Origin of the sequence: Sphingobium sp. B2D3A, assembly GCF_025961795.1 — a bacterium.
Classification (GTDB): domain Bacteria; phylum Pseudomonadota; class Alphaproteobacteria; order Sphingomonadales; family Sphingomonadaceae; genus Sphingobium.
Genome location: NZ_JAOQOI010000001.1, coordinates 3,480,087 through 3,502,196 on the forward strand (window position 1 = coordinate 3,480,087; position 22,110 = coordinate 3,502,196).

23 protein-coding genes are annotated in these 22,110 nt (G+C 64.0%); 11 read left to right on the plus strand and 12 right to left on the minus strand.

Annotation, left to right across the window (positions count from 1 at the left end; genetic code table 11):
* Positions 1-3: 3 nt before the first annotated feature.
* Together M2337_RS16230 and ubiA are read right to left on the minus strand one after the other, a co-directional pair.
* Positions 4-585, minus strand: coding sequence for a YqaA family protein (locus M2337_RS16230; RefSeq protein WP_264571072.1), 582 nt, complete (start codon positions 583-585; stop codon positions 4-6).
* A 55-nt stretch (positions 586-640) separates the two neighbouring features.
* Positions 641-1,552, minus strand: coding sequence for a 4-hydroxybenzoate octaprenyltransferase (gene ubiA, locus M2337_RS16235; protein ID WP_264571073.1), 912 nt, complete (start codon positions 1,550-1,552; stop codon positions 641-643).
* Positions 1,553-1,820: 268 nt separating this feature from the next.
* Between ubiA and M2337_RS16240 the strand changes: the two genes are divergently transcribed.
* Positions 1,821-2,582, plus strand: a complete 762-nt coding sequence (locus M2337_RS16240) for a 16S rRNA (uracil(1498)-N(3))-methyltransferase (RefSeq protein WP_264571074.1) — start codon at positions 1,821-1,823, stop codon at positions 2,580-2,582.
* A 64-nt stretch (positions 2,583-2,646) separates the two neighbouring features.
* Entirely contained in the window at positions 2,647-4,020 is a 1,374-nt protein-coding gene (locus M2337_RS16245; RefSeq protein ID WP_264571075.1) for a glutamate--cysteine ligase, read from the plus strand.
* A 149-nt stretch (positions 4,021-4,169) separates the two neighbouring features.
* Here M2337_RS16245 and sthA read toward each other — a convergent pair whose 3' ends face one another.
* The gene (gene sthA, locus M2337_RS16250; RefSeq protein ID WP_264571076.1) at positions 4,170-5,567 is read right to left on the minus strand and encodes a Si-specific NAD(P)(+) transhydrogenase; all 1,398 of its coding nucleotides are present in this window, start codon (positions 5,565-5,567) and stop codon (positions 4,170-4,172) included.
* A 318-nt stretch (positions 5,568-5,885) separates the two neighbouring features.
* Here sthA and M2337_RS16255 point away from each other — a divergent pair, with 318 nt between their 5' ends.
* From M2337_RS16255 to M2337_RS16265, 3 genes are all read left to right on the plus strand, one after another.
* Entirely contained in the window at positions 5,886-7,091 is a 1,206-nt protein-coding gene (locus tag M2337_RS16255; protein WP_181560383.1) for a toxic anion resistance protein, read from the plus strand.
* A 10-nt stretch (positions 7,092-7,101) separates the two neighbouring features.
* On the plus strand, positions 7,102-7,815 hold the full coding sequence (locus M2337_RS16260) for a hypothetical protein (RefSeq protein ID WP_264571077.1): 714 nt from the start codon (positions 7,102-7,104) through the stop codon (positions 7,813-7,815).
* A 260-nt stretch (positions 7,816-8,075) separates the two neighbouring features.
* Entirely contained in the window at positions 8,076-8,258 is a 183-nt protein-coding gene (locus M2337_RS16265) for a DUF465 domain-containing protein (protein WP_181560385.1), read from the plus strand.
* 38 nt (positions 8,259-8,296) lie between these two features.
* Here M2337_RS16265 and M2337_RS16270 read toward each other — a convergent pair whose 3' ends face one another.
* Positions 8,297-9,268 carry an ArsR/SmtB family transcription factor gene (locus M2337_RS16270; RefSeq protein WP_264571078.1) on the minus strand — a complete coding sequence of 324 codons (972 nt, stop codon included), beginning with the start codon at positions 9,266-9,268 and terminating at the stop codon, positions 8,297-8,299.
* Positions 9,269-9,451: 183 nt separating this feature from the next.
* Between M2337_RS16270 and M2337_RS16275 the strand changes: the two genes are divergently transcribed.
* Positions 9,452-9,661, plus strand: coding sequence for a circumsporozoite protein (locus M2337_RS16275; protein ID WP_181560387.1), 210 nt, complete (start codon positions 9,452-9,454; stop codon positions 9,659-9,661).
* 73 nt (positions 9,662-9,734) lie between these two features.
* Here the strand turns inward: M2337_RS16275 and M2337_RS16280 are convergent, their stop codons facing one another.
* Positions 9,735-10,115: a GtrA family protein gene (locus M2337_RS16280; protein WP_264571079.1), complete on the minus strand. Its 381-nt coding sequence runs from the start codon at positions 10,113-10,115 to the stop codon at positions 9,735-9,737.
* A 208-nt stretch (positions 10,116-10,323) separates the two neighbouring features.
* Here M2337_RS16280 and M2337_RS16285 point away from each other — a divergent pair, with 208 nt between their 5' ends.
* Positions 10,324-12,372: a hypothetical protein gene (locus M2337_RS16285; RefSeq protein WP_264571080.1), complete on the plus strand. Its 2,049-nt coding sequence runs from the start codon at positions 10,324-10,326 to the stop codon at positions 12,370-12,372.
* Here M2337_RS16285 and M2337_RS16290 read toward each other — a convergent pair.
* Positions 12,331-12,789 (minus strand): nucleoside deaminase, encoded by a 459-nt coding sequence (locus M2337_RS16290; protein WP_264571081.1) that lies wholly within the window; start codon positions 12,787-12,789, stop codon positions 12,331-12,333. The genes M2337_RS16285 and M2337_RS16290 overlap by 42 nt on opposite strands.
* A gap of 159 nt (positions 12,790-12,948) precedes the next feature.
* Here M2337_RS16290 and rpmB point away from each other — a divergent pair, with 159 nt between their 5' ends.
* Positions 12,949-13,242, plus strand: a complete 294-nt coding sequence (gene rpmB, locus M2337_RS16295; protein WP_181560391.1) for a 50S ribosomal protein L28 — start codon at positions 12,949-12,951, stop codon at positions 13,240-13,242.
* Between the two features lie 101 nt (positions 13,243-13,343).
* On the opposite strand, the gene M2337_RS16300 is transcribed toward rpmB, so the two are convergent.
* Positions 13,344-14,348, minus strand: coding sequence for an esterase-like activity of phytase family protein (locus M2337_RS16300; protein WP_264571082.1), 1,005 nt, complete (start codon positions 14,346-14,348; stop codon positions 13,344-13,346).
* Positions 14,349-14,536: 188 nt separating this feature from the next.
* On the opposite strand from M2337_RS16300, the gene M2337_RS16305 reads away from it, so the two are divergent.
* The gene (locus M2337_RS16305; protein ID WP_181560393.1) at positions 14,537-14,911 is read left to right on the plus strand and encodes a glycine zipper 2TM domain-containing protein; all 375 of its coding nucleotides are present in this window, start codon (positions 14,537-14,539) and stop codon (positions 14,909-14,911) included.
* 102 nt (positions 14,912-15,013) lie between these two features.
* Here the strand turns inward: M2337_RS16305 and M2337_RS16310 are convergent, their stop codons facing one another.
* From M2337_RS16310 to M2337_RS16320, 3 genes are read right to left on the minus strand one after another with little or no spacing between them, the layout of a single operon-like run.
* Complete coding sequence (locus M2337_RS16310) at positions 15,014-15,814, minus strand: LytR/AlgR family response regulator transcription factor (protein ID WP_264571083.1); 801 nt, start codon at positions 15,812-15,814, stop codon at positions 15,014-15,016.
* On the minus strand, positions 15,811-16,911 hold the full coding sequence (locus M2337_RS16315; protein WP_181560395.1) for a sensor histidine kinase: 1,101 nt from the start codon (positions 16,909-16,911) through the stop codon (positions 15,811-15,813). The genes M2337_RS16310 and M2337_RS16315 overlap by 4 nt, the downstream gene beginning before the upstream one ends.
* Before the next feature lie 8 nt (positions 16,912-16,919).
* Positions 16,920-17,429, minus strand: a complete 510-nt coding sequence (locus tag M2337_RS16320) for a winged helix-turn-helix transcriptional regulator (protein ID WP_264571084.1) — start codon at positions 17,427-17,429, stop codon at positions 16,920-16,922.
* A 178-nt stretch (positions 17,430-17,607) separates the two neighbouring features.
* On the opposite strand from M2337_RS16320, the gene M2337_RS16325 reads away from it, so the two are divergent.
* A complete protein-coding gene (locus M2337_RS16325) occupies positions 17,608-19,704 on the plus strand; it encodes a RelA/SpoT family protein (RefSeq protein ID WP_181560397.1) in 2,097 nt (698 codons plus the stop codon).
* Positions 19,705-19,942: 238 nt separating this feature from the next.
* A complete protein-coding gene (locus M2337_RS16330; protein ID WP_264571085.1) occupies positions 19,943-20,542 on the plus strand; it encodes a PEPxxWA-CTERM sorting domain-containing protein in 600 nt (199 codons plus the stop codon).
* A gap of 64 nt (positions 20,543-20,606) precedes the next feature.
* Here M2337_RS16330 and M2337_RS16335 read toward each other — a convergent pair whose 3' ends face one another.
* Positions 20,607-21,335: a DUF2807 domain-containing protein gene (locus tag M2337_RS16335; RefSeq protein WP_264571086.1), complete on the minus strand. Its 729-nt coding sequence runs from the start codon at positions 21,333-21,335 to the stop codon at positions 20,607-20,609.
* Positions 21,336-21,518: 183 nt separating this feature from the next.
* Complete coding sequence (locus M2337_RS16340; protein WP_181560400.1) at positions 21,519-22,049, minus strand: CarD family transcriptional regulator; 531 nt, start codon at positions 22,047-22,049, stop codon at positions 21,519-21,521.
* Positions 22,050-22,110 lie beyond the last annotated feature (61 nt).

Consider the following 22,110-nt stretch of genomic DNA (forward strand, 5'->3'; position numbering starts at 1 on the left):
CCATCACACCAGATACTTGACCAGCACGAACCCGCCGACGCCCAACGCGCCGACAATTGCCGTGATCAGCCCGAAGTTCCGGTCGATAAAGGCTTTCATCGGCTCTCCGAACTTCCACAGCAGACCTGCGACCAGAAAGAAGCGCGCGGCCCGCGAAATGATGCTCGCGATCACCAGCACATAAAGGGGCATCCCGGTGGCGCCCGCCGCAATGGTGATCACCTTGAAAGGCAGCGGCGTGAAGCCGGCGAGCAGCACGATCAACCAGCCTTGCTCGTTAAAGCGTTGCGCGAAGTGCTGAAACTCCGCCGTCAGACCATAAAAATCGAGGATCGCCCGCCCGATCGTATCGAACAGGAACATGCCGATGACATAACCGAGCAATGCGCCCAGCACGGACGCCACGGTGCAGATCAACGCGTATTGAAAAGCCTTGTGAGGCTTGGAAAGGCACATCGGCCCCAGCAGCACGTCCGGCGGAATCGGGAAGAAACTGCTTTCCATGAAGCTGATGCCGAACAGCCAGCGCGGCGCGGTGCGATGCCCGGCCTTCTCGAGAGTCCATTCATAGATGCGACGCAGCATTGGCGCTCCCCGGCGGTGTCAGGCTGCCTGCGCCTGCCCGCCCCCGCTGCGTTCGTCAAGCACTGCCCACCGCAAGGCAGGCGGCGAACATCAGCAAACCGGCAAAGCGGTTGGAGCGAAACTTGATGAGCGGATCCTTGCCATCCTCGCGCAAGGTCCCGACCTGCCAGCCGAACTGCACCGCCAGAGGCATCAAGGCCACGAGCGAGAGCCAGCTCGGCAGCACCTGCCAGAGCGCGCCGCCCCACAGAAGGAGGGACAGGGCAAAGCAAAGCCCCACGCCCGCCCGCACATGCCGGCCCATCGCCAGGGCGCTGGAGCGGATACCGACCAGCGCGTCATCCTCCTTGTCCTGCAGGGCATAGATGGTGTCATAGGCGATCACCCAGAAGAAGGCGCCGCCATAGAGCAACAGGCCAGCCGCGTTCATGCCCCCGCTGATCTCGACCCAGCCGACTAGGGCGGCCCAGGTGAACACCAGCCCCAGCCAAGCCTGCGGCCACCAGGTAATGCGCTTCATGAACGGATAGGCCGCGACCAGCGCAAGGCTCGCCAGCGCCACGACCTGCGCCTGCCAGCGCAATTGCAGCAGCACGATCAACCCGATGAAGCACAGGATGAGCAACCACGCCCAAGCCGCCTTCAGCGACACAGCGCCGCTGGCGATGGGCCGGTTGGCGGTCCGCGCCACCTTCGCGTCGAGGTCGCGGTCTACGATATCATTGTAGACGCACCCCGCCCCCCGCATCGCGATGCTGCCGAGCAGGAACCAGAGCAGCATCGTCCAGCGCTCCGGCACCCCGCCGGCGAGCGCAATCGCCCAAGCGCCGGGCCAAAATAGGAGCCACCAGCCGATCGGCCGATCGAACCGCGCCAGCATCGCGTAGGGCCGTGCCGCAGCGGGGAGCAGGCGTAAGAGACCCTGTACTTCGGTATCCGGCACATATTGCGGCTCGCTGCGCTCCATCGCCTTGCTAGTCCCTGTTGCCTTGATGGTCGCCCCACCCCTGCGCCAGGAGCGACCATCCGATCAACCCCTCGTCGAGCCGGACCTCCTCTTCCGCCACCTCCTGACGGCCTCTGCCCGTGTGCCTTGAGCGGCCACCGTTCGTGTCGAGCGAAGTCGAGACACGCCCCTCGACCTTACGCCATGCTGTCGAGTGTCTCGACTTCGCTCGACAAGAACGGAATTGAGGCGTTGCCGATTCAACGGACGATGCACTAGGGCAATGCCCATGCCCGCCACCCCTGCCTGGCCGCCCAAGTCCACGCCGCGCCTGTTCGTCGAAACAGAGCTTGGCGATCACATCGCCGTGCCGGTCGAGGGCAACAGCGCTCATTATCTGATTTCGGTGATGCGCATCCGCGAGGGCGACACCGTCCTTCTCTTCGATGGCCGCTCGGGCGAATGGAGCGCCACCGCCGAGCAGGTCCGCAAGCGCGATCTCGTCCTGCGCTGCACGGCGCAGACGCGGTCGCCGGAGAGCGTGCCGGATTTCTGGCTCTGTGTCGCCCCGATCAAGAAGGGCCGGATCGATCTGGTCGCCGAAAAGGCCTGCGAACTGGGCGTCGCGCGTCTCGTCCCGGTACGCACCGAGCGCAGCATCGTCGACAAGGTCAACGGCGAGCGGTTGCACGCCCATTTGGTCGAGGCCGCAGAGCAATGCGGCCGCACCGCGCTGCCCGAGCTTTCCGACCTCACCACCCTCCCCGTCCTGCTCGCCGATTGGCCGGCTGACCGCACCCTCTTCTTCGCCGACGAGACGGGTGGCGAGCCGATGACCACGAGCTTTGCGGCGAACAGCGGCCCGGCCGCCCTGCTCATCGGGCCGGAAGGCGGCTTTACCGAGAAGGAGCGCGCCCTGATCCGCGCGCATGCAGCCACCCGCCCCATCTCCCTTGGCCCGCGAATCCTCCGCGCCGAGACAGCCGCCATCGCCGCCACGGCCTGCTGGATGGCGCTCAACGGCGACTGGACAAGTTTCGAATCGAAATGAATTTGCGCGGGCGCGGCAAACCTCTTATGGGCGCGCCGATGCAGGGCGAGGACCGGATCAGGCAATGAGTACACGCAAGGAAACGGCGGGCGAAGATCCGATCATCGAGTCTCGCAGCCAGCTCATCAGCCTGTTCCAGGATGGCGAAAAGCCTGCGGATCGCTGGAAAATCGGCACCGAGCACGAGAAGTTCGTCTACCGCCTCGCAGACCACCGCGCCCCCTCTTATGATGAGCCCGGCGGCATTCGCGATCTGCTCGATGGCCTGCGCACGTTCGGTTGGGAACCGGTCGAGGAAGGCGGCAAGGTCATTGCGCTGTCAGGCAGCGATGGCACGATCAGCCTTGAGCCTGCCGGCCAGCTCGAACTCTCCGGCGCCCCGCTCGACAATCTCCACCAGACCTGCGCCGAAACCGGACGGCATCTGGAACAGGTCAAGGCCGTCGGCGACAAGCTCGGCCTCGGCTTCCTCGGCCTTGGCATGTGGCCGGACAAGACGCGCGAAGAGCTGCCGATCATGCCCAAGGGCCGCTATGGCATCATGCTGCAGCACATGCCGCGCGTCGGCAGCATGGGCCTGGACATGATGCTGCGCACCTGCACGATTCAGGTCAATCTGGATTATTCCAGCGAAGTGCGCATGGTGAAGATGTTCCGCACCAGCCTCGCGCTCCAGCCACTGGCGACAGCTCTCTTCGCCAATTCGCCGTTCACGGAGGGCAAGCCCAACGGCTACCTCTCCTATCGCAGCCACATCTGGTCGGACACCGATCCGCACCGCACCGGCATGCTGCCCTTCGTGTTCGAGGAGGGCTTCGGCTACGAGCGCTATGCCGATTACGCACTCGACGTGCCGATGTACTTCGTCTTCCGTGACGGCAAATATATCGACGCCGCCGGCCAGAGCTTCCGCGACTTCCTCAATGGCAAGCTGCCCGCCCTCCCCGGCGAGCGCCCGACCATGGGCGACTGGGAGGATCACCTCTCCACCGCCTTCCCGGAAGTGCGCATGAAGAGCTTCCTCGAAATGCGCGGCGCCGATGGCGGCCCGTGGAACCGCATCTGCGCCCTGCCCGCCCTGTGGGTCGGCCTGCTTTATGATGACGGCGCGCTCGATGCCGCCTGGGATCTGGTGAAGGATTGGACGATGGAGGAGCGCGAGACCCTCCGCACCGAAGTCCCCCGCCTCGCCCTTGGCGCGCCCGTCCCCGGCGGCCGCACCCTGCAGGACATCGCCGGCGAGGTCCTCGCCATCGCCCGCGCCGGCCTCACCGCCCGCGCCCGCCTCAACAGCATCGGCGAAAATGAAGGCGGCTACCTCTCCGCGCTGGACGAAGTCGTCGCCACCGGCCGCACCCACGCCGAACGCCTGCTGGATCGCTACAATGGCGCATGGGCCGGCGACATCACGAAGGTCTACGGCGAAGAGAGTTTTTGAGGGGGGTCAGTTTACCCCCCCCCGAGCGCTCATTCTCACCCCCGTCATTCCCGCGAACGCGGGGATCCAGATTCGGCGTTGGGTCTAAGCGGATAAGGCGCAACTGGATTCCCGCGTTCGCGGGAATGACGAAGTGAAGAACCGAACCCTCACCCCTCCCGCGGCATCCGGTTCCATGCATCCAGCGCCGCAATCTTGTAGGCCTCCGCGAGCGTCGGATAATTGAACGTGTTCTCGATAAAATAATCGATCGTGCCTTTGAGGTTCAGCACCGCCTGGCCGATGTGGATCAGCTCCGTTGCGCCCTCGCCGATGATGTGCACGCCAAGCAGCCGCCGCGTCTTGAGCGAGAAGATCATCTTCATCAGCCCTGAATCCAGCCCCATGATGTGCCCGCGCGAGGTTTCGCGAAAGCGCGCGATCCCGCATTCATAGGGAATCTTTTTCGCCTTCACGTCCTGCTCGCTCATGCCGACCGTGGAAATCTCCGGCACCGCGTAGATGCCATAGGGGAAATAGGCCGGCGCCGGCGGCATCGGCAGATCGAAGGCATGGCACGCCGCGATCCGTCCCTGCTCCATCGAGGTCGAGGCAAGGCTTGGAAAGCCGATCACGTCGCCCGCCGCGTAGATATGCGGCACCTCGGTCTGGAACGTCTTGGGGTCGACCTTCAGCCGTCCGCGATTGTCCACCGCCAGTCCGCAATGCTCCAGCCCGAGCGTATGCGTCGCGCCCACCCGCCCGGCCGCGAACAGCATCATCTCGGAGCGGATGGCGCGCCCGTCCTCCAGCGTCGTGACGACGGCTCCGCTCGCATCCTTGGCCACGTTGGTGACCTTGGCGCCCAGCCGGATGGTCATGCCCCGGTCGCGCAGCTGGTGGATGAATTCCTCGATGATCTCCCGGTCGATGAAGTCCAGGAATGTCTCGCGCGGCTCGATGAGCGTCACCGCCACATCCAGCGCGGAGAAGATCGTCGCATATTCGATGCCGATGACGCCCGCGCCTATGACCACCAGCGAGCGCGGCACGCGCGGCGCCTCGATCAGCACGTCACTGTCCAGCACGATATCGTCATCGAACGGGATATTATCCGGCCGGAACGGCGCAGTGCCGACCGCAATCAGGATCCGCTCGCCACGCACCCGCAATTCGCTCTCGTCCGGCGCGGTGACCAGCAGCGTGTGCGGATCGGTGAAGCGGGCAAACCCCTCCAGCGTGCGCACGCCATTGCGCTGGAACTGGTGCTCCAGCACGTCCACCTCATGCTCCAGCGTCTTGTCGATCCGGTGATCGAGATCGCTGCCGCCAATGTCCTTCTTCACCCGGTAGGAGCGGCCGTAAAAGCCGCGCTCGCGCCAGCCCGTCAGATTGAGCACGGTCTCCCGCAGGGTCTTGGACGGAATGGTGCCGGTGTGCACGGACACGCCGCCGACACGCTTGCGCCCTTCCACCACCAGCACCGATTTACCGAGCTTTGCGGCCTGCACCGCTGCCCGGCGCCCGGCCGGCCCACTGCCGATCACGACGAGATCATAAACATCCATAATGGCGCCCCCCGATGCCTGACAGGCTGCCTGCCTGTCCACCCGCCTTCCAAGGGACATCCTCTCGAAGCGATGATGGTGGTGCATTTCCGCCGCCTTTGCAATGTTCTCTCCAAGGCGGCAGGGCCTAGCCTCAAATGGCTTAGATTTGATTTACCATCGCTCGGCCCCGCGTCTCCTCGCGAGGGCCGTGGCCGCGCATCGCAATCCACGTCCTCGCCTCCAGGGACTTACTTCTCTGCCCCATGACCCCTATACTGAAGACCGGCCTTGAACCGGCGGTGTTATATCGCAATATTACACCCCAAGGAGACCCAGATGGCGACCAGCGCGACGACGACCCAAGACAAGCTCGATCTCACCCCACCCGAGGTGGTGCCCAATGTGACGGCTGAACGCGCTGCCGGCCTCGTCCCGCTGGAAGATGAGAAGAAGAGCAAGCTCGACGAAAAGGTCGATGCTTTTGTCGAGGAACTGGCCGCGCTCGACGCCAATTCCCCCGAGTTCGGCGCCAAGGTCGATCAGATCACCAATATGGGCCGCAAGGAGATTGCGGAAGCTGCCGGCCACTCCAACCGCTTCCTCGATCGCCCGGTGCGCGCCATGGACGCGGACAGCAATGTCGGAACCGACCTTGCCGAGCTGCGCCGTGTCATCGAGGATCTCGATCCCGGCAAGCGCGGCAATCTGCTCGCGCCGCGCAAGCTCTTCGGCATCATCCCGTTCGGCAACAAGATGCGCAACTATTTCGACAGCTACAAGTCGAGCCAGACGCACATCAACTCAATCCTCGGCAGCCTCGCCAGCGGCAAGGACACGCTGATCAAGGACAATGCCGCCATCGATGTCGAGCGGCAGAACATGTGGGCGACCATGGGCCGGCTGGAGCAGATGATCCACATCGCCAAGGCCATGGACGCGCGGCTCGAACAAAAAGCCTTCGAGCTGGAGGCGACCGATCCGGCCAAGAGCAAGGCCATCAAGGAGAGCGCGCTGTTCTACGTGCGCCAGCGCACCCAGGACCTGCTGACGCAAATGGCGGTCACCGTGCAAGGCTATCTGGCGCTGGATCTGGTCAAGAAGAACAATGTCGAGTTGGTGAAGGGCGTCGACCGTGCGAGCACGACCACCGTCTCTGCCTTGCGCACGGCGGTCACCGTGGCGCAGGCACTGGCCGGGCAGAAGCTGGTCCTCGACCAGATCACCGCCCTCAACACGACCACGGCCAATCTCATCGATTCGACGGGCGAACTGCTCAAGACCCAGTCGGCGCAAATCCATGAGCAGGCGGCCAGCAGCACAATCCCGCTGGAGACGCTGCAGCGCGCTTTCCAGAATATCTACGACACCATGGACAATATCGACACCTTCAAGCTGAAAGCGCTGGAGAATATGAAGACGACGGTGAACACGCTCAGCACTGAAGTCGAGAAGTCGAAAGGTTATATCGCGCGCGCGGAGGGTCAGGCCCGCGCGCAGGCAGCGGTCACCAGCGGTCAGTCTCCGCTGACGGCGATCGAGTAACACGGCCGCCATGCCCAGCGAAGTCGACGAGATCGTCCAGCGCGCCAATGAGCTGATTGCGCGGACCAGCGAGCGCTACCGCCATACCGGTCGCAAGATCGCCCGGATGCAGCGCGACTGGACGCGGCGGCTCAAGCGCATGATCCTCGCGGTCGCTGCCGTGCTGGTGGGCGCGGCGATTGCCGGGTTCGTGCTGGGTGGCATCGGCACCACGGGCGTTCTGCTGGTCATGGGCCTGCTCATCGCCTGCCTCGCTTTCGCGTTCATCTCCACCGAGCCGCGCGTCATGGAGCCGGAACGGCTCGCGCAGGCGGACCTCAAGACGCTTCCGCAAAAGACCGAGATCTGGCTCGACAACCAGCGTCGCGCGCTCCCGGCGCCCGCCATTCCCATCGTCAACGCCATCGGCAACCGCTTGGAAACGCTGGCACCGCAGCTCGCCAAGCTCGACCCCCGCCAGCCCGCCGCCGTCGAGGTCCGGCGCCTGCTCAGCGACCATCTGCCGGAGCTGGTTACCGGCTATCAATCGATTCCCGAACCGCTGCGTCATGTCCCTCGCAACGGCCGCGTGCCGGACGCGCAGCTGGTCGAGGGCCTCTCCGTCATCGAGCAGGAGATCGCGCATATGACGGCCCAGCTTGCCGATGGCGATCTCGACAAGCTCGCGGTTCATAACCGCTATCTTGAGCTCAAATATCAGGAAGCCCGCCAACTCGGCGAATAACGCCGGTCGCTCCGCGCCACGCCCGCTATGAGGCGGTTTTTGCGACAGAAAAAGCCTGTTCAGACTTGAACAGCCGTCCCGGCTTGCTACATTGGATGTGCGGGCCGGGCCCCTCTGGCGAGCAACGACGTTCCCCCTGCGTCAGCTCGTGATGTCGGACCGCATCGGGTGACACCGGTGCGACGTCTGGCACCCCCATGCAGACAAGATCATCGCCCGGTTGTCACCCGAGTTTTGGAAACCTTCCAACGGAGTGGCATATGTCCAAGCATATCTTCAGTCTCCTCGATCGGCACCAGAAGCTCGATGAAGCCCTGCGCTTTGAACAGCGGCAGCGCGCGCCGGATTTCGGAAAGCTGCAGCGACTCAAGCGCCTCAAGCTGGCGGTCAAGGACCGGCTGGCCTTGATGGCGCGCCGGCGCCACCTCGTGCCGAGCGACTGATCTCCCTCGTTGCGCAATGCAGTCGCGGCGCCCGGCGTTTATGCGCGTCGGGCGTCCTTTTTTGGAGCTAGCGGCACGCGCTGGCTCAGGCCGAGCCACAGCTTCACGGTCAACTCGCCTCCCGCCAGCGTATCCACCTGTTCCAGCGCCACGCCCGCCGCGGCAAACCATGCCCTGATCTGCTCGTCGGAAAAGCCCAGCCGGCTATGGGCGTCGCGCGTTCGCAATTCCTCCCGCTCATGCGGCGCGAAATCGACGATCAGCAGCCGCCCGCCCGGCCGCAAGGTGCGCGCGATCTCGGCGATGACCCGTTCGGGCGCCTGCGCATAATGCAGCACCTGATGCAAAATCGCCGTGTCGGCCGATCCATCCTCGATGGGCAAGGCACTGAAATCACCGGCCAGAAAATGCACCCGGTCGGCGATGTCGCGCGGCAGCTTCCCGCGCGCGAGCCGCAGCATTTCGGCACTGCGATCGATCGCCAGCACCTGCTCGGACTGCGCGGCGAACAGCGTCGCGATCCGCCCCGTCCCCGTTCCCACATCGAGCAAGCGGCCAAGCTTGTGCGTCTTGAGCATCGCCAGCATGGCCGCTTCCACATCGGCCTCCGGCACATAGAGCGAGCGCTGGGCGTCCCACTCCTCGGCATGGCTGGCGAAATAATCCTCGGCCGCGCGCGCCCGCTCCGCCCGAACGGCCGTAAGGCGGGCCTGGTCCGCCTCGATCCACAGCCGCTCGCTCGCCGATGGCGCCGCCGCGTCAAGCAGGGCCAGCAATGCCGGCGTCTCCCGTCCCCCGCACAGGCGCAGGAACACCCAACTGCCCTCCTTCCGGCGTTCCGCCAGCCCGGCCTCGACCAATATGCGGACATGCCGGGAGACGCGGGGCTGGCTCTGCCCGACGACGAGCGCGACTTCGCCCACCGCCAGTTCCATCTCACGCAGAAGATGCACGATCCGCAGCCTCGTGGGATCGGCAAGAGCGCGGAAAAGATCGAGTTGTCCCAGCATTGCCCGGCTGTCTGCGGCATCCGCGGAGGCAGTTCAAGCCATAGCTTTCATCGCTGGTTAATGGGCATCATTACCAAGGGATTGCGCTGGCGCTCACAAATCGATACGAATCGCTCCGCAGGCAAAGGGGGGGGACCCCTTCCACAGCTTCTGCTCGGTTTGAATTCATCAAGGGGTTTGCCCATGACCAAGACTATTGCCATCTCGCTTGTTCTGGCTGCTTCGCTCGGCCTCGCCGCGTGCTCCAAGTCCGAGACCAACGAAGCCGTCAACAACACCGTGAACATGTCGAACGACGTGGAAAACGCTGCCGACAACACCATGAACGCCGCGGGCAACGCGATGGACAACATGGCGAACGGTGCCAGCAACGTCGCCAACAACGCGATGTAATACACGGCTTTGCCGTAAGAATTCGAAAAGGGCTGCCGGCGATCCGGCGGCCCTTTTTTATTGCGCGCTCGCCTTAGCGGAACACCCATTGGCGGTTGAGCGTGAAGACCAGCACCGGCGTGACCACGCCCATCAAGGGAATCGGCGACCAGAGCGCCAGCATCAGCCGTTCCACGCACAGCCAGACCCAGAAGGCGTTGAGCGCCAGACTGAGCAGTGAAACGATCCCAAAGCGCACCGCCTGCGCCACCGGACGATCCCGGCTACCATGCCCCCGAAATGTGAAGCGGCCATGCAGCACATAGCCTGTAGCTACCGCAACCAGATAGCCGCAGACATTCGCGAGTTGCGGGTGGACGCCCAGCAATTGCGCCAGAACCCAGTAGACGCCAGCCTGCAGCGCCGTGACGAAGCCGCCGGTCAGCACATAGCGCACGAGTTGTCCACCGATCATCAGCTACACGCACTTTCAGCCGACCGGCGTTTCGATTCACTCATGTGTGATTTGCCCCGTTGCGCTTTTGATGCACATGGCTAAGCCCTAGGCCGTGAACTCGGCAGCGGCAATGGTCGCGGTTCCCCATTGGGGAAGACCGCAGGCGTATCGGGACGACGAGGCCGCCCTGCCTGTTCCTGCACATATGGCTATCGGGCGCTGAACCATGCGGATTGACAGTTCTGCCACTCAAAGCGGGTGGACATCGCGCGCGAGCCGGCTGTGGCGCGCCATAGATGGGTTCGCGCAGCGTGAATGGCGCTGGCTGATCGTCATCGCTTGGCTGATCATCGCGGCCTATTTCCTGAATCGCTCCGCGGATGCCATTCGCTTCCTCTCCCTTGGCGATACCGACGATAATATGCGGTATCTTCAGGTGAGGGACTGGCTCGCCGGGCAGAGTTGGTGGGATTTGCGGCAGCACCGCATGGCCCCGCCCGATGGCGCCAATATCCACTGGAGCCGGCTGGTCGATCTGCCGATCGCCGCCCTCATCCTCTTCTTCAGCCTGTTCACCGATCGCGCGCGCGCCGAGGAACTGGCGGTTGGCGTCGAGCCTTTGCTCCCGCTGCTGCTGCTGATGCTCGCCCTCGCCTTCATCGCCCGGCGCTTGTCGGATCGTGGCCAGGGCCAAGGCTGGTTCATCGCGATGCTGCTGCCGCTGGGCGCCGGCATGGGCCTCTCCATGTTCATGCCGCTGCGCATCGATCATCATGGCTGGCAGTTGGCGCTCACCGCGACCGCCCTGGCCGGCCTTGTCGATCGCAAATGGACGCGCGGCGGGGTCGTCACCGGCGTTGCAAGCGCTCTCTCCGTGGTCATCGGCATGGAAATGCTGGTGTATCTCGTCGGGGCCGGCGCGCTCATTGCCTTGCGGTGGATTTTCAAGGAAGGCGCTGCCCGCCGCGTCCGCCCCTATGCGCTTGGCCTCGGCGGCACGACGGCGCTTGGCTACGCGCTGTTCGCCAGCAACGCCAATCGCGCGCCGGTATGCGATGCCATCTCACCGGTCTGGGCCAGCGTACTCGTGCTGACGGCGGGCGTGCTTTACGGCCTCACTCTCCTGCCGCTCCGCGGCTGGTTGCAGCGCCTGGGGGCCGCGGCCCTTGGGGGAGCGGCCGTTCTCGCTTTTGCATGGCTGAGCTGGCCCAATTGCGTGACGGACCTCTACGGCATCTCGCCGGAACTCCAGAAGAGCTGGCTGATCTACATCCGCGAGGCCAAGCCGATCTACGTGCAGGCGCAATCGAGCTGGGTGCCTATGATCAGCCTGCCGGTCACAGGTCTACTGTGCGGCCTGATCGGTTGCTGGGCCGCCCGCCGCGATTCGGAGCGGATGTGGGCCTGGGCCACGGTCACGCTGATGATCGCCTTCGCCATCGCGCTGACTTTCTGGCAGATCCGCGCCGGCCCTGCCGCGCAACTTCTGGCCATCCCGCCGGTCGCCTGGGCCGGCTGGGCGATCATCGTGACCCTCATCACCGGCTCGTGGGTGCGGCGATTGCTCGCCGTGCCGGCCGCGCTCGTCCTCATCTGGGCGAGCAGCGTCTATTTCCTCTATCCCATCGTTTCGAAGACCTTTGCCCAGGCGCCCAAGCCAGAAAACCAGGCGAACGCCGCGCGTCCGACGCGCAACCAAGCGCCGCCCTCGGCGAAGAACGCCTCAGCCAACAGCGCCAACGCGGCACCGGCGGCCAACCTGTCCGCTATCTCAAAGCCCGTGGCAAAGCCCCTCACCGGCGCGCATCGACCGGAAGTGCGCTGCCGCACCCAGCCTGCGCTGCAACCGCTCGACCAGATCGCGCCTGCGACGATCTTCACCCTTGTCGATCTCGGGCCGCGCCTCATCGCCATGACGCATCACACGGTCATTGCCGGCCCCTATCACCGCAATCAGGAAGCCATTCTCGACGTGCATCATGCCTTCGATGGGTCGCCCGAGACATTCCGCAAGATCGCGCAGAAGCGCGGCGCGAGCTATCTGCTCTATTGTCCCGGCTTCCCGGAAGGGACGATCTACCAGCGCCGCAGCCCCAAGGGCTTCTATGCGCGGCTGGCGCGTGGCGAGACATTCCCCTTCCTGACGCCGGTCACCGTCAAGGCGGCGAGCGAGCTGCCCTACCGGCTTTACCGGATCACGCCGCTGGAGACGCAGGCGTCTTCTGCAACCGCGTCACCGCCGCGCGGCGAAAAAGTCCCACAAAAGGCGCGCTGAGCTGTCCTCGCCGATGCCGGGGAAGATCTCCGGACGGTGATGGCATTGCGGCTGCGCAAACACCCGCGCGCCATGTTCGACGCCCCCGCCCTTGGGATCGGCCGCGCCATAATAAAGCCGGGCGATCCGGGCATGGGCAATGGCCCCCGCGCACATGGGGCAGGGTTCGAGCGTCACCCACAGGTCGCAATCGCTTAGCCGGTCCTGCCCGAGATGCGCGCAGGCAGCGCGGATCGCGACGATCTCGGCATGCGCCGTGGGATCGCGATCGCGCCGGTTGCGATTCTCGCCCTGCGCGATCACCGCGCCATTCCGCGTTATCACAGCGCCGATCGGCACTTCCCCCGCGTCCGCAGCGCGGCGCGCGCAGCCCAGCGCCAGACGCATCGGCTCGGGCAGGGGAAAAGCGCTCGACATGATCGCAGCTAGTGGCTCATCCGCCCTTCCCTGTCGAGGCCAGTCCTGCTAGGCCGCGCGCAAGGACAGGGTCGTTTTGCGGGAAACCGCCTTGACGATTCGTCCCCCGCCTTGTATCGGCGCCGCTTTCAGAACGACCAAGTATCAGGATCGATTGACATGTCGCGCATCTGCGAACTGACCGGCCGGGGCCGCCAAGTGGGCCACAACGTGTCCCACGCCAATAACAAGACCAAGCGCGTGTTTCTGCCCAACCTGCAGAACGTGACGCTCATCTCCGACACGCTGGAGCGTGGCGTGAAGCTGCGGGTTTCGACCCACGGCCTGCGCTCGGTCGAGCATAACGGTGGTCTGGATAACTGGCTGCTCAAGACCTCTGACGAAAAGCTCTCGCTGCGCGTGCGTCGCCTGAAGCGTGAGATCGTCAAGAAGGTGGCCGTCAAGGCTGCCTGAGCTTCTGGCCGATCCAGTCGGCCAGAGACGTTTTCGAAAGGGGCGGCCTGACCGGGCCGCCTTTTTCTGTGCCTGCGCTTCCCTTTTTCTGTGCCTGTGATTCAGGGCCGCACACCCTCGCCGATCCAGTCGGGCGGCAAGGCGAAGCGCAGCAGCAAGGTGCGCTGCAGGGCAAAGCGGTTATTGTCGGAAACGACCCACAGGATCGGCTGGCCCGCCTCCCAGCCCAGCGCCAGCCCCTCGAAATTATCCGCCAGCCCCGGCGGCTCCAGCCGGGCCACGACCGTGCCGGAAAGCGCGGCGCCATCCTTGAACGCAGGCAGCTGCACAAGGCTCAGCCGCGCCGAAAAGCCATGTGCCAGTGTCAGCCGACGATTGAGGACCAGTAACCGGTCTCCGCCCAACCACAGCGCATCCGTCGGCCGGTATCCGACTGGCGCGTGATAGCGAAGCCGCAGCGGCGGTGGCGTCTCCCGCGCGACAGGATCGCCTTGCCACAGCAGGGCCTCGAACGCACCGGAGCGGTCCTGCGCCATCTCCGCAATGGCGAGAAACCGCCCATCGCCAAACCGCACCAGCGATTCGATGCTACCCGTCGATGGCCAATGTCTGATTTCCGCCGGCGCCACACAGGCTTCGACACGGCGAAACCGGGGCGCATAGCGGCAGATTCGCTGAAGATGCTCGAACCCCACCCAGGAGCGCCCCGACACCGGGTCATGCGCGAGGCTCTCCGAATCCATCTTCCACCGCGGCCAGTCCTGCTCGACCGCCCAGCGCGGCAGGGACTGGACCTTGCCAACGCCCGGCCGCCCCGGCCGCATGATCTCGAACAATTCCCCCGAATCGCTCAGCCCGGTCAGATTGCCGTCAGCGCGCACCATCAGCGCAGAAATGCCGCCGAAGACCTCACGCGCGCTGGTCAGGGACCAGACGCCCGTCAGGCGGAGCGGCCCGAAGGCCGTGGCGTCGGCTGCGGCCGACCTCAGCGCCAATGGCTCGGCCTTGATCAGCAGCGGCCCGCTCTCAAGACCCGGAGAAAGCGCCGGGTGGCGGCCATTCATCAGCAGAATGAAGAGGGCGAGAATGAGCAGGATGCGCCGCATGGCCTTGCTCCTAGCGCGCCCTCGGGCAGCGCGCCAGCCAAGCGACGTCAGGTCGGCAAAGCTGAACCTTGGCTAAAATGTCCATTCAGCTTTGGCTCAACGGATGGCGTCTAAACAGAGATCATGACGGACAAGGCGTGGCCACCGTGCCGCAAGATGCCCGCCAAAGGATTTCAAGGAGCAAGACCATGACTGCACGCAAGTTCCTCAGCATCACGGCGGCCGCCACCATGGTCGCAACCTCCTTCGGCGTCACGGCTCCGGCCATGGCTCGCGACCATTATCGTGACTATCGCGGCGATTATGGCCGTGACTATCGCTACAACGACCGCGACTATCGTGATTACCGAGATGCCCGTTATTCGGATCGTCGCAACTATCGCTACGACAACCGCTGCCGTGACAATGGCACGGGCGGCACGATCATCGGCGCCCTTGCCGGTGGCCTGCTCGGCCATGAGGTCGCCGGTCGCCGTGGTGACAAGACCGCGGGCGTGATCATCGGCGGCGCCGTGGGCGCGATTGCCGGCCGCGCGATCGACAAGGCCGACAGCCGCTGCTGAGCAGCCTGACAGCCGAGCTTCTGCCTCCCAGGCAAATGGAAAGGCCGGACCCGCAAGGGACCGGCCTTTCTTTTCAGTCGCATCACCTGAGCGGTGGCGCTCTTAGTGCACGAAGCGCGCGACCACGTCGCGATAGGAGCGGCTCACCTTCACCTGGCTGCCGGATTCAAGGATCAGGAAGCACTCGCCATTGGTATGCGGCTTGACCTGACGAACCTGCGACAGGTTGACGATGGTCGAGCGATGGATGCGCTGGAAATTGCGGGGATCGAGGCGCTTTTCCAGATCCTTCATCGTCTCGCGCAGGATCAGCGAATTATCTGCAGTGTAGATGCACATATAATCGCCCGCGGCGTCGATGCGTTCGATCGTATCGACGTCGATGCGGAAGATCTGCCCACGGTCCTTGATGTTGATGAGCTTTTCATAGCGGCTGGACGAAGGCGCCTCAGCCTCTGCCGGCATCTCAGACACCGCGTCCGGCGCGACCTCTGCCAGCACTTCGCGCAGGCGGCCGGCTTCCTCCACCTGCTTCTTCTCATGCAGGCGGGTGCGGGCACGGTCGAGCGCATCGGCAAGGCGCTGCTCCTCCACCGGCTTCATCAGATAATCGATCGCCTTGGCCTCAAAGGCTCGCAGCGCGTGATCGGAATAAGCCGTCACGAAGATGAAGAGCGGCGGTTCGACCTCCATCACCCCCTGGACCACGGAGAAGCCGTCAAAGCCGGGCATTTGGATATCGAGAAAGACGAGATCGGGCTTGTGTGTCTTGATCGCGCGGATCGCTTCGCGACCGTTGGTGCACGTCTCCACGATCTCAACGTCGGGATGAGCCTCCAGGCGGAGCTTCAGCCCCTGAATGGCGAGGCTTTCATCGTCGACGAGAATGGTGCGTATGGTCATGCGGCTACCCTTGATGGTTCGGCGGTAATGAACGGCATCTCGATGATGACGCTGTAGCCCCCCTCGGGTGGTGAACGCGTTTCCATATTCTGGCGTTCCCCGAACGCCTGAACCAATCGGTCACGAATGTTGGCAAGGCCCACACCCGTACCCTTCGTCATGCGCTGATCGCTCCCATTCAAGCCGGGACCGGTGTCCGAAACGACGATCCGCACGTTTTCGCCGACAGGCTGCGCTGTGACCACGATATCCGCGCCCTCCTCCTGGGGGGTTACGGCATATTTAATGGCGTTCTCGACCAAAGGTTGCAGCAGCAGCGAAGGAAGTCGCGCGGAGGCGACCGCCGGATGAATGTCGAAGATCGGGCGCAGACGATCCTCGAAGCGCATTTTCTCGATTTCCAGATACAGCTTGAGCGTCTCCACCTCCTGCTCCAGCGTCACCTGCGCGGTCGGCTCGTTGATCAGCGTGTAGCGCAGGAAGGCCGAAAGGCGGGAGAGCATCGCATTGGCACGCTCGGTCTGCTTGAGCAGCACCAGCGTGGAAATGCTGTTCAACGTATTGAACAGAAAATGCGGATTGAGCTGATAGCGCAGCATGGCCAGTTGAGCGCTGCTCGCCTGGCTCTCCAGCAACTGCAACTGGTCGGCCTGCTCTTCTACCGTGATGTAGAAATTAATCGCGTAATAGAGCGCCGACCACGCCCCCAGCAGCGTGAAATTGAGGTAAAAGGCTCCCAAGAACAGCTTGAGACTGGAGCCATCGCCCGACTGGTTGAGCGTTGTGAACACCCAGGCGTCGATAAAGGCCGATGTTCCGCCCGCGACGATCGCGATGACGATCGAGGCGGTCCAGGTGACGATCGGCGTCTGCCGCAGCAGGAAGCGATAGCCCACCGCCATCAGCAGCGTCAGCGAATAGCCGGTGATCGTCGAGATCAGCACCGGCACCAGGAAGGACATCGGCTGGCCATTGGCGATGCCGGAGACGGCGCGCAGGAGGAACGCGCCGGTCCATCCGACCGCCTGCAAGGTCCAAAACGCCTTGTTCTTGTCCTCAAAGAACGGCCGACGGCGGATGACGAGCACGGAGGTCATCGGCGGGCTCAACGCGCGGCCCCCATCGCGCGCAAGGGCGCGGCGGTGCAATCCGGCTCCTCATCGGCCGCGGCCGGCGCCTCGATCCAGCACAGATCCTGATAGTCGAGCAGCCGGCCATCGGCGGCCTGCAAGCGCACCTCGCGGACTGGCTGCCGGTCCCGGCTATCCGCCAGAATCCGGCGCGCAGGTGGCACCGGTTCCCAGCGCTCCCCCCACTGGCGCAGCGCAATCATCACCGGCATCAAGGCTTTGCCTTTCTCGGTAAGGCCGTAAGCGACACGGCGCTTGTCATTGGCGACCGGCTCACGGGTGAGGATTCCCCTCGCAACCAGCTTGCCCAGCCGATTGGACAGGATGTTGCGGGCGATGCCGAGCGCGCATTGGAAATCCTCGAAATAAACGATGCCGCTGAAGCAGGCGCGCAGGATCATGAACGACCACCGCTCGCCCATCGTTTCGAGCGCGGCCGGCAGGGCGCAGCCCTCAAATGCATCAAGACCCTTGCGTTCAGCCATGGCCAGCGACGCTAGCGCATTCGGCGCGCCGCGCCAAATGGCGAGTGCGCTCGACTGTGCCTTCGTCGCACGGATCGGGCGGAGCGTGGCGTTGAGGGGACAACTTCCCCCTCCCCGGCCGCTGCAGCGCGAGTTTTTTGTTGCGCTGCACGGGGTCCGCCCACCATGTTGCGCGACGATGTTGCGTCAATATGAACTGGTCGAGAGGGTCAAAGGCTATGACCCGGATGCCGATGAGGCCCTGATCAACCGCGCCTATGTGTTTTCGGTCGCCAAGCATGGCACGCAAAAACGCGCCAGTGGCGATCCCTATTTCAGTCATCCGATTGAAGTCGCAGGCATTCTGACCGATCTGTTCCTCGACGATAAGACCATCGTCACCGCCCTGCTGCACGATACGATCGAGGATACGCTCACCACCACAGCGGAGATTGAGCGGCTGTTCGGGCAGGACGTCGCCCGGCTTGTCGATGGCGTGACCAAGCTCAGCAAGATCGAGGCGCAGAGCGAGAGCCAGCGGGCGGCCGAGAATCTGCGCAAGTTCCTGCTCGCCATGTCGGACGATATTCGCGTGCTGCTCGTCAAGCTGGCCGACCGGCTGCACAATATGCGCACGCTGCACTTCATCAAGAATGAGGAAAAGCGCCGCCGCATCGCCCGCGAGACGATGGATATCTACGCGCCGCTCGCCGAGCGCATCGGCATGTACGAGTTCATGCGCGAAATGCAGCTCCTTGCCTTTCAGCAGCTTGAGCCCGATGCCTATGACAGCGTCACCAAGCGTCTTGCCCTGCTCAAGGAAGGCGGCGAAAGCAAGGTCGCCCGCATCTCGACGCAGCTGCAAAATATGCTCACCTCAGCGGGCATGCACGTCACGGTCTCCGGTCGCGAAAAGCATCCCTACTCGATCTGGCGCAAGACGCAGGAGCGCCACATCAGCTTCGAGCAGCTGACGGACATCATGGCGTTCCGGGTCGTCACCGACAGCACGGACGATTGCTACCGCGCCCTGGGCCTCATCCACCAGCGCTTCAAGATGGTGCCCGGGCGGTTCAAGGATTACATCTCCACGCCCAAGCGCAATGGCTATCAGTCGCTGCACACCACCGTGATCCACGAGGAGAATGCCCGCATCGAGGTGCAAATCCGCTCGGAACGAATGCATCAGGATAGCGAGTTCGGCCTTGCCGCCCACTGGGCCTACAAGCAGTCCGGCGCGCGGCCCGACGGGCAGGCCGGCTGGCTGCGCGATCTCGTCGAAATCCTCGAGCAGAGCCACGATGCGGAGGAGTTGCTCGAGCACACCCGCATGGCGATGTATCAGGATCGGATCTTCGCCTTCACCCCCAAGGGAGAGTTGCAACAACTGCCCAAGGGATCGACGCCGGTCGATTTTGCCTATGCCGTCCACACCACGCTCGGCAACCAGACCGTGGGTGCGAAGATCAATGGGCGCGTCATGCCGCTGCGCACGCAGCTTGAGAATGGCGACCAGGTCGAGATCCTCAAGTCCGATGCGCAGGAGCCCCAGCCCGGCTGGCTCAGCTTCGCGATCACCGGCAAGGCGCGCGCAGCGATCCGCCGGTTCATCCGCCAGAAGCAGCGCACCGAGACGATCGCACTGGGCGAGAAGCTCTACGAGGAGATCGTGCTGCGCCTGCCGGTCGAGATTGGCGACAAGGCGGAGAAAGCGGCGATCAAGCGGCTCAAGCTGGAAGACAAGGCCGCGCTGATGATCGCCATCGCTACCAACCGCATCTCGGACGAGGAGGTGATGAACGCCCTTGTGCCCGGCAGTGCGGAGGACGCACCCGGCGCGGCGCGGCGGCGCAAGAAGCAGGCGCAGGCGGTCTCGATCATCGGCCTGACCCCGGGCATCGCCTTCACCCTATCAGAATGCTGTCATCCCGTTCCGGGCGACCGCATCGTCGGCCTGCGGCGGCCGGGCGAACCAATCGAGGTACACACCATCGATTGCCTCGTGCTGGAGACCGGTCAGGATGCCGACTGGGTGGACCTCAGCTGGGACAGCGAAGCCAAGGGCGGCACCGCGCGCCTTTCGGTCATCCTGAAGAACCAGCCCGGTGCTCTGGCGACGGTGGCCAACATCTTCGCGGTCAACAAGGCCAATATCCTCAACCTGCAACTGGTGAACCGCGAAGGCCCGTTCCACACCGATCTCATCGATCTCGAGGTGGAAGATGCGAGCCACGTCGCCCGAATTCTCTCGGCGTTGCGGGCCGTGGACGCCGTGGTGCAGGCGGATCGGATCTAGCTGCGGCGGGCGGCAGCGCCTTGCAAACGATCATCCCGATTCTCCACGCGCGTTAATCCTTGCTGCAAAACAGTGCCAATGTCGGACAGCGCCCGGAAGGGCCAGGAAACTATCCTTAACGACCTCGCCCCTTTTTGCTGGCGCCTCTACATGCTCGGTCATCAGGAAGCCTCCGTTGGGACGAAGGCAGGCCTGCCAAGGAAACGAGCCGAGAACGCTCAGTCGGGAAGTTCGATACATGCGTAAGATCCTCATCGCATCGCTGGTGACCTGTGCTGCTTTTGCCGTTCAGCCGGCTCAGGCTGCGCTTGTCAGCTCTGCCGCAAGCTGCTCCGCATCGGACATTGGCCTCACGGCGAGTTCGAGCTTCAGCTGCGTCGGCTTCTACAATGGCAATCTGGCCAGTCAGGCGACCACGGGAGATCAGACGTCCGCGCTGGCCCTGCTCGGCTTGACGCTTCCCAACGCGTTTTCCAGCGCCGTGGAGAAGGTTTCCGGTTCGCCCTGGATCTCGACCACCACCCTGAATTTCGACACGATGATGTACGGCACGACCTACATCGGCGTGCACTTCGGCAACATTCCCAATCCGTCGGGCAAGGGTCAGCCGCTCGCCAACAACATCACCGCGTTCTACAAATTCGATGCTGGCACCGACGGCATCGACCTGCTCAATCTCCAGTTCGCCAGCGGCTCGAACGCGACCATCTACAAGACAGGCGCAGCGCCGGTCCCGGCTCCCGTGCCGGAGCCCGCCACCTGGACACTGATGGTTGCCGGTCTCGGCCTGGCAGGCATGCTGATGCGCCGCCGCGCCGCGAAGGTTCAGTTCGCCTGATCGACCTGACTCTCAGAATTGCATAGAGAAAGGGCGTCGGATTTCCGGCGCCCTTTCTTTTACCTCAAGGCGCAGGGTTTCCGCAGCGTACCAGCCCACTCCCGACCTGGCGCACGGTACAGGCGGGGCGTCCCTTCACCACCGCGCTGCCGGTTCCCACCAGCATCACTTTGGCGGTTCGTTCGGCTAAGGTTTCGGCCGTCGCGGCGCCATCCACCGCGAGCTCAAGGTCCACGGCGCGCAGGTCGCTCGCATCGAGCGTGCCGCTGCCGGAGAGGCCGATCTGCACCTTGCGCGCTCGCCCGGACAGGAGCGTGCTGCCCGCCCCGCCCTGCACGAGCTTGAGATCGTCGATCTCGATTCCCCTCACCTCGATGCGACCGCTGCCCACGAGGTTCACATCGGCAGCCGCCTTGCTAAGGCCCTTCACGCGCAGCAAACCAGAGCCCACAAGTTGCACCCGGCGCAAGCTCGGTGCTGTGAGAGCGAGCCGCGCGGTGCCCCGGGCGCCCTGCGCCCCTGCAGCGCCGGCCACGGGCGCGCGGAGGCGCACCGTCAGCGTGCGTGCGGACACCGTCAGTTGCAGGGCATCCAACGTGGCACGATCTCCCTCGCCCCGCGCGGACGCCCCGCGCCCGGTTTCAAGGGAGACTTCCAGTGGTCCCTCGACGCGGATGCTATCAAAATCGGTCACGATATAGGTGCGGTTCGCTGCATGGGCCGCTGACAGTCCGCCAGCGGCGGCAACGAGCATCAGCAGCCGGATCGCCCGGCGCGCGGCACCTGATGTCATGACGGTCTTCCCCCGAAGCAGTTCATGAGCGCGAGCATAGCAGATGTGTCGCCCCAAGTCGCCAACACGAGGTCCCATCGTGACGAGATGACTATGGACGATGCCCTTGGCGTGGACGCGCCCCAACAAAAAACGGCGCCCACAAGGGGCGCCGTCTCTTGGGCTCTAAGGAAGAAGCCTCGATTACTCTACGCGTTCCTTGGCATATTTCGGGGCGGCCTCGTTGAGGATCTGGAGGATCTTCTTGAGAGCCGTCGCCTCGTCCACCTCTTCCATCGCCGCGAGTTCACGCGCCAGACGGCTGGAGGCGGCTTCGAAGATCTGACGCTCGGAATAGCTCTGCTCGGGCTGATCGTCCGCCCGGAACAGGTCGCGCGTCACTTCCGCGATCGACACCAGATCGCCGGAATTGATCTTGGCTTCATACTCCTGTGCGCGGCGCGACCACATCGTCCGCTTCACCTTCGGCTTGCCCTTGAGGGTTTCGAGTGCCTCGCCCAGTGTCTTGTCCGAGGAGAGCTTGCGCATCCCCACGCTTTCGGCCTTGTTCGTCGGGACGCGGAGGGTCATCCGCTCCTTCTCGAAACGCAGCACATAAAGCTCGAGGTCGATCCCGGCGATCTTCTGGCTTTGCAGCTCGATCACCCGGCCGACGCCGTGCTTCGGATAGACAACATAGTCGCCGACATCAAAAGACAGCGCTTTTGCAGCCATTCTTGCGAACCTTTCTTCTATCTGTTTGTATTCTTGGCTGAGTTACGCGGCACGTTGAGAA

Coding starts and splice junctions, on each gene's coding strand:
- M2337_RS16230 (WP_264571072.1), bottom strand. CDS start 585: ATGCTGCGTCGCATCTATGAATGGACTCTCGAGAAGGCCGGGCATCGC.
- ubiA (WP_264571073.1), bottom strand. CDS start 1,552: ATGGAGCGCAGCGAGCCGCAATATGTGCCGGATACCGAAGTACAGGGT.
- M2337_RS16240 (WP_264571074.1), top strand. CDS start 1,821: ATGCCCGCCACCCCTGCCTGGCCGCCCAAGTCCACGCCGCGCCTGTTC.
- M2337_RS16245 (WP_264571075.1), top strand. CDS start 2,647: ATGAGTACACGCAAGGAAACGGCGGGCGAAGATCCGATCATCGAGTCT.
- sthA (WP_264571076.1), bottom strand. CDS start 5,567: ATGGATGTTTATGATCTCGTCGTGATCGGCAGTGGGCCGGCCGGGCGC.
- M2337_RS16255 (WP_181560383.1), top strand. CDS start 5,886: ATGGCGACCAGCGCGACGACGACCCAAGACAAGCTCGATCTCACCCCA.
- M2337_RS16260 (WP_264571077.1), top strand. CDS start 7,102: ATGCCCAGCGAAGTCGACGAGATCGTCCAGCGCGCCAATGAGCTGATT.
- M2337_RS16265 (WP_181560385.1), top strand. CDS start 8,076: ATGTCCAAGCATATCTTCAGTCTCCTCGATCGGCACCAGAAGCTCGAT.
- M2337_RS16270 (WP_264571078.1), bottom strand. CDS start 9,268: ATGCTGGGACAACTCGATCTTTTCCGCGCTCTTGCCGATCCCACGAGG.
- M2337_RS16275 (WP_181560387.1), top strand. CDS start 9,452: ATGACCAAGACTATTGCCATCTCGCTTGTTCTGGCTGCTTCGCTCGGC.
- M2337_RS16280 (WP_264571079.1), bottom strand. CDS start 10,115: ATGATCGGTGGACAACTCGTGCGCTATGTGCTGACCGGCGGCTTCGTC.
- M2337_RS16285 (WP_264571080.1), top strand. CDS start 10,324: ATGCGGATTGACAGTTCTGCCACTCAAAGCGGGTGGACATCGCGCGCG.
- M2337_RS16290 (WP_264571081.1), bottom strand. CDS start 12,789: ATGTCGAGCGCTTTTCCCCTGCCCGAGCCGATGCGTCTGGCGCTGGGC.
- rpmB (WP_181560391.1), top strand. CDS start 12,949: ATGTCGCGCATCTGCGAACTGACCGGCCGGGGCCGCCAAGTGGGCCAC.
- M2337_RS16300 (WP_264571082.1), bottom strand. CDS start 14,348: ATGCGGCGCATCCTGCTCATTCTCGCCCTCTTCATTCTGCTGATGAAT.
- M2337_RS16305 (WP_181560393.1), top strand. CDS start 14,537: ATGACTGCACGCAAGTTCCTCAGCATCACGGCGGCCGCCACCATGGTC.
- M2337_RS16310 (WP_264571083.1), bottom strand. CDS start 15,814: ATGACCATACGCACCATTCTCGTCGACGATGAAAGCCTCGCCATTCAG.
- M2337_RS16315 (WP_181560395.1), bottom strand. CDS start 16,911: ATGACCTCCGTGCTCGTCATCCGCCGTCGGCCGTTCTTTGAGGACAAG.
- M2337_RS16320 (WP_264571084.1), bottom strand. CDS start 17,429: ATGGCTGAACGCAAGGGTCTTGATGCATTTGAGGGCTGCGCCCTGCCG.
- M2337_RS16325 (WP_181560397.1), top strand. CDS start 17,608: ATGTTGCGTCAATATGAACTGGTCGAGAGGGTCAAAGGCTATGACCCG.
- M2337_RS16330 (WP_264571085.1), top strand. CDS start 19,943: ATGCGTAAGATCCTCATCGCATCGCTGGTGACCTGTGCTGCTTTTGCC.
- M2337_RS16335 (WP_264571086.1), bottom strand. CDS start 21,335: ATGACATCAGGTGCCGCGCGCCGGGCGATCCGGCTGCTGATGCTCGTT.
- M2337_RS16340 (WP_181560400.1), bottom strand. CDS start 22,049: ATGGCTGCAAAAGCGCTGTCTTTTGATGTCGGCGACTATGTTGTCTAT.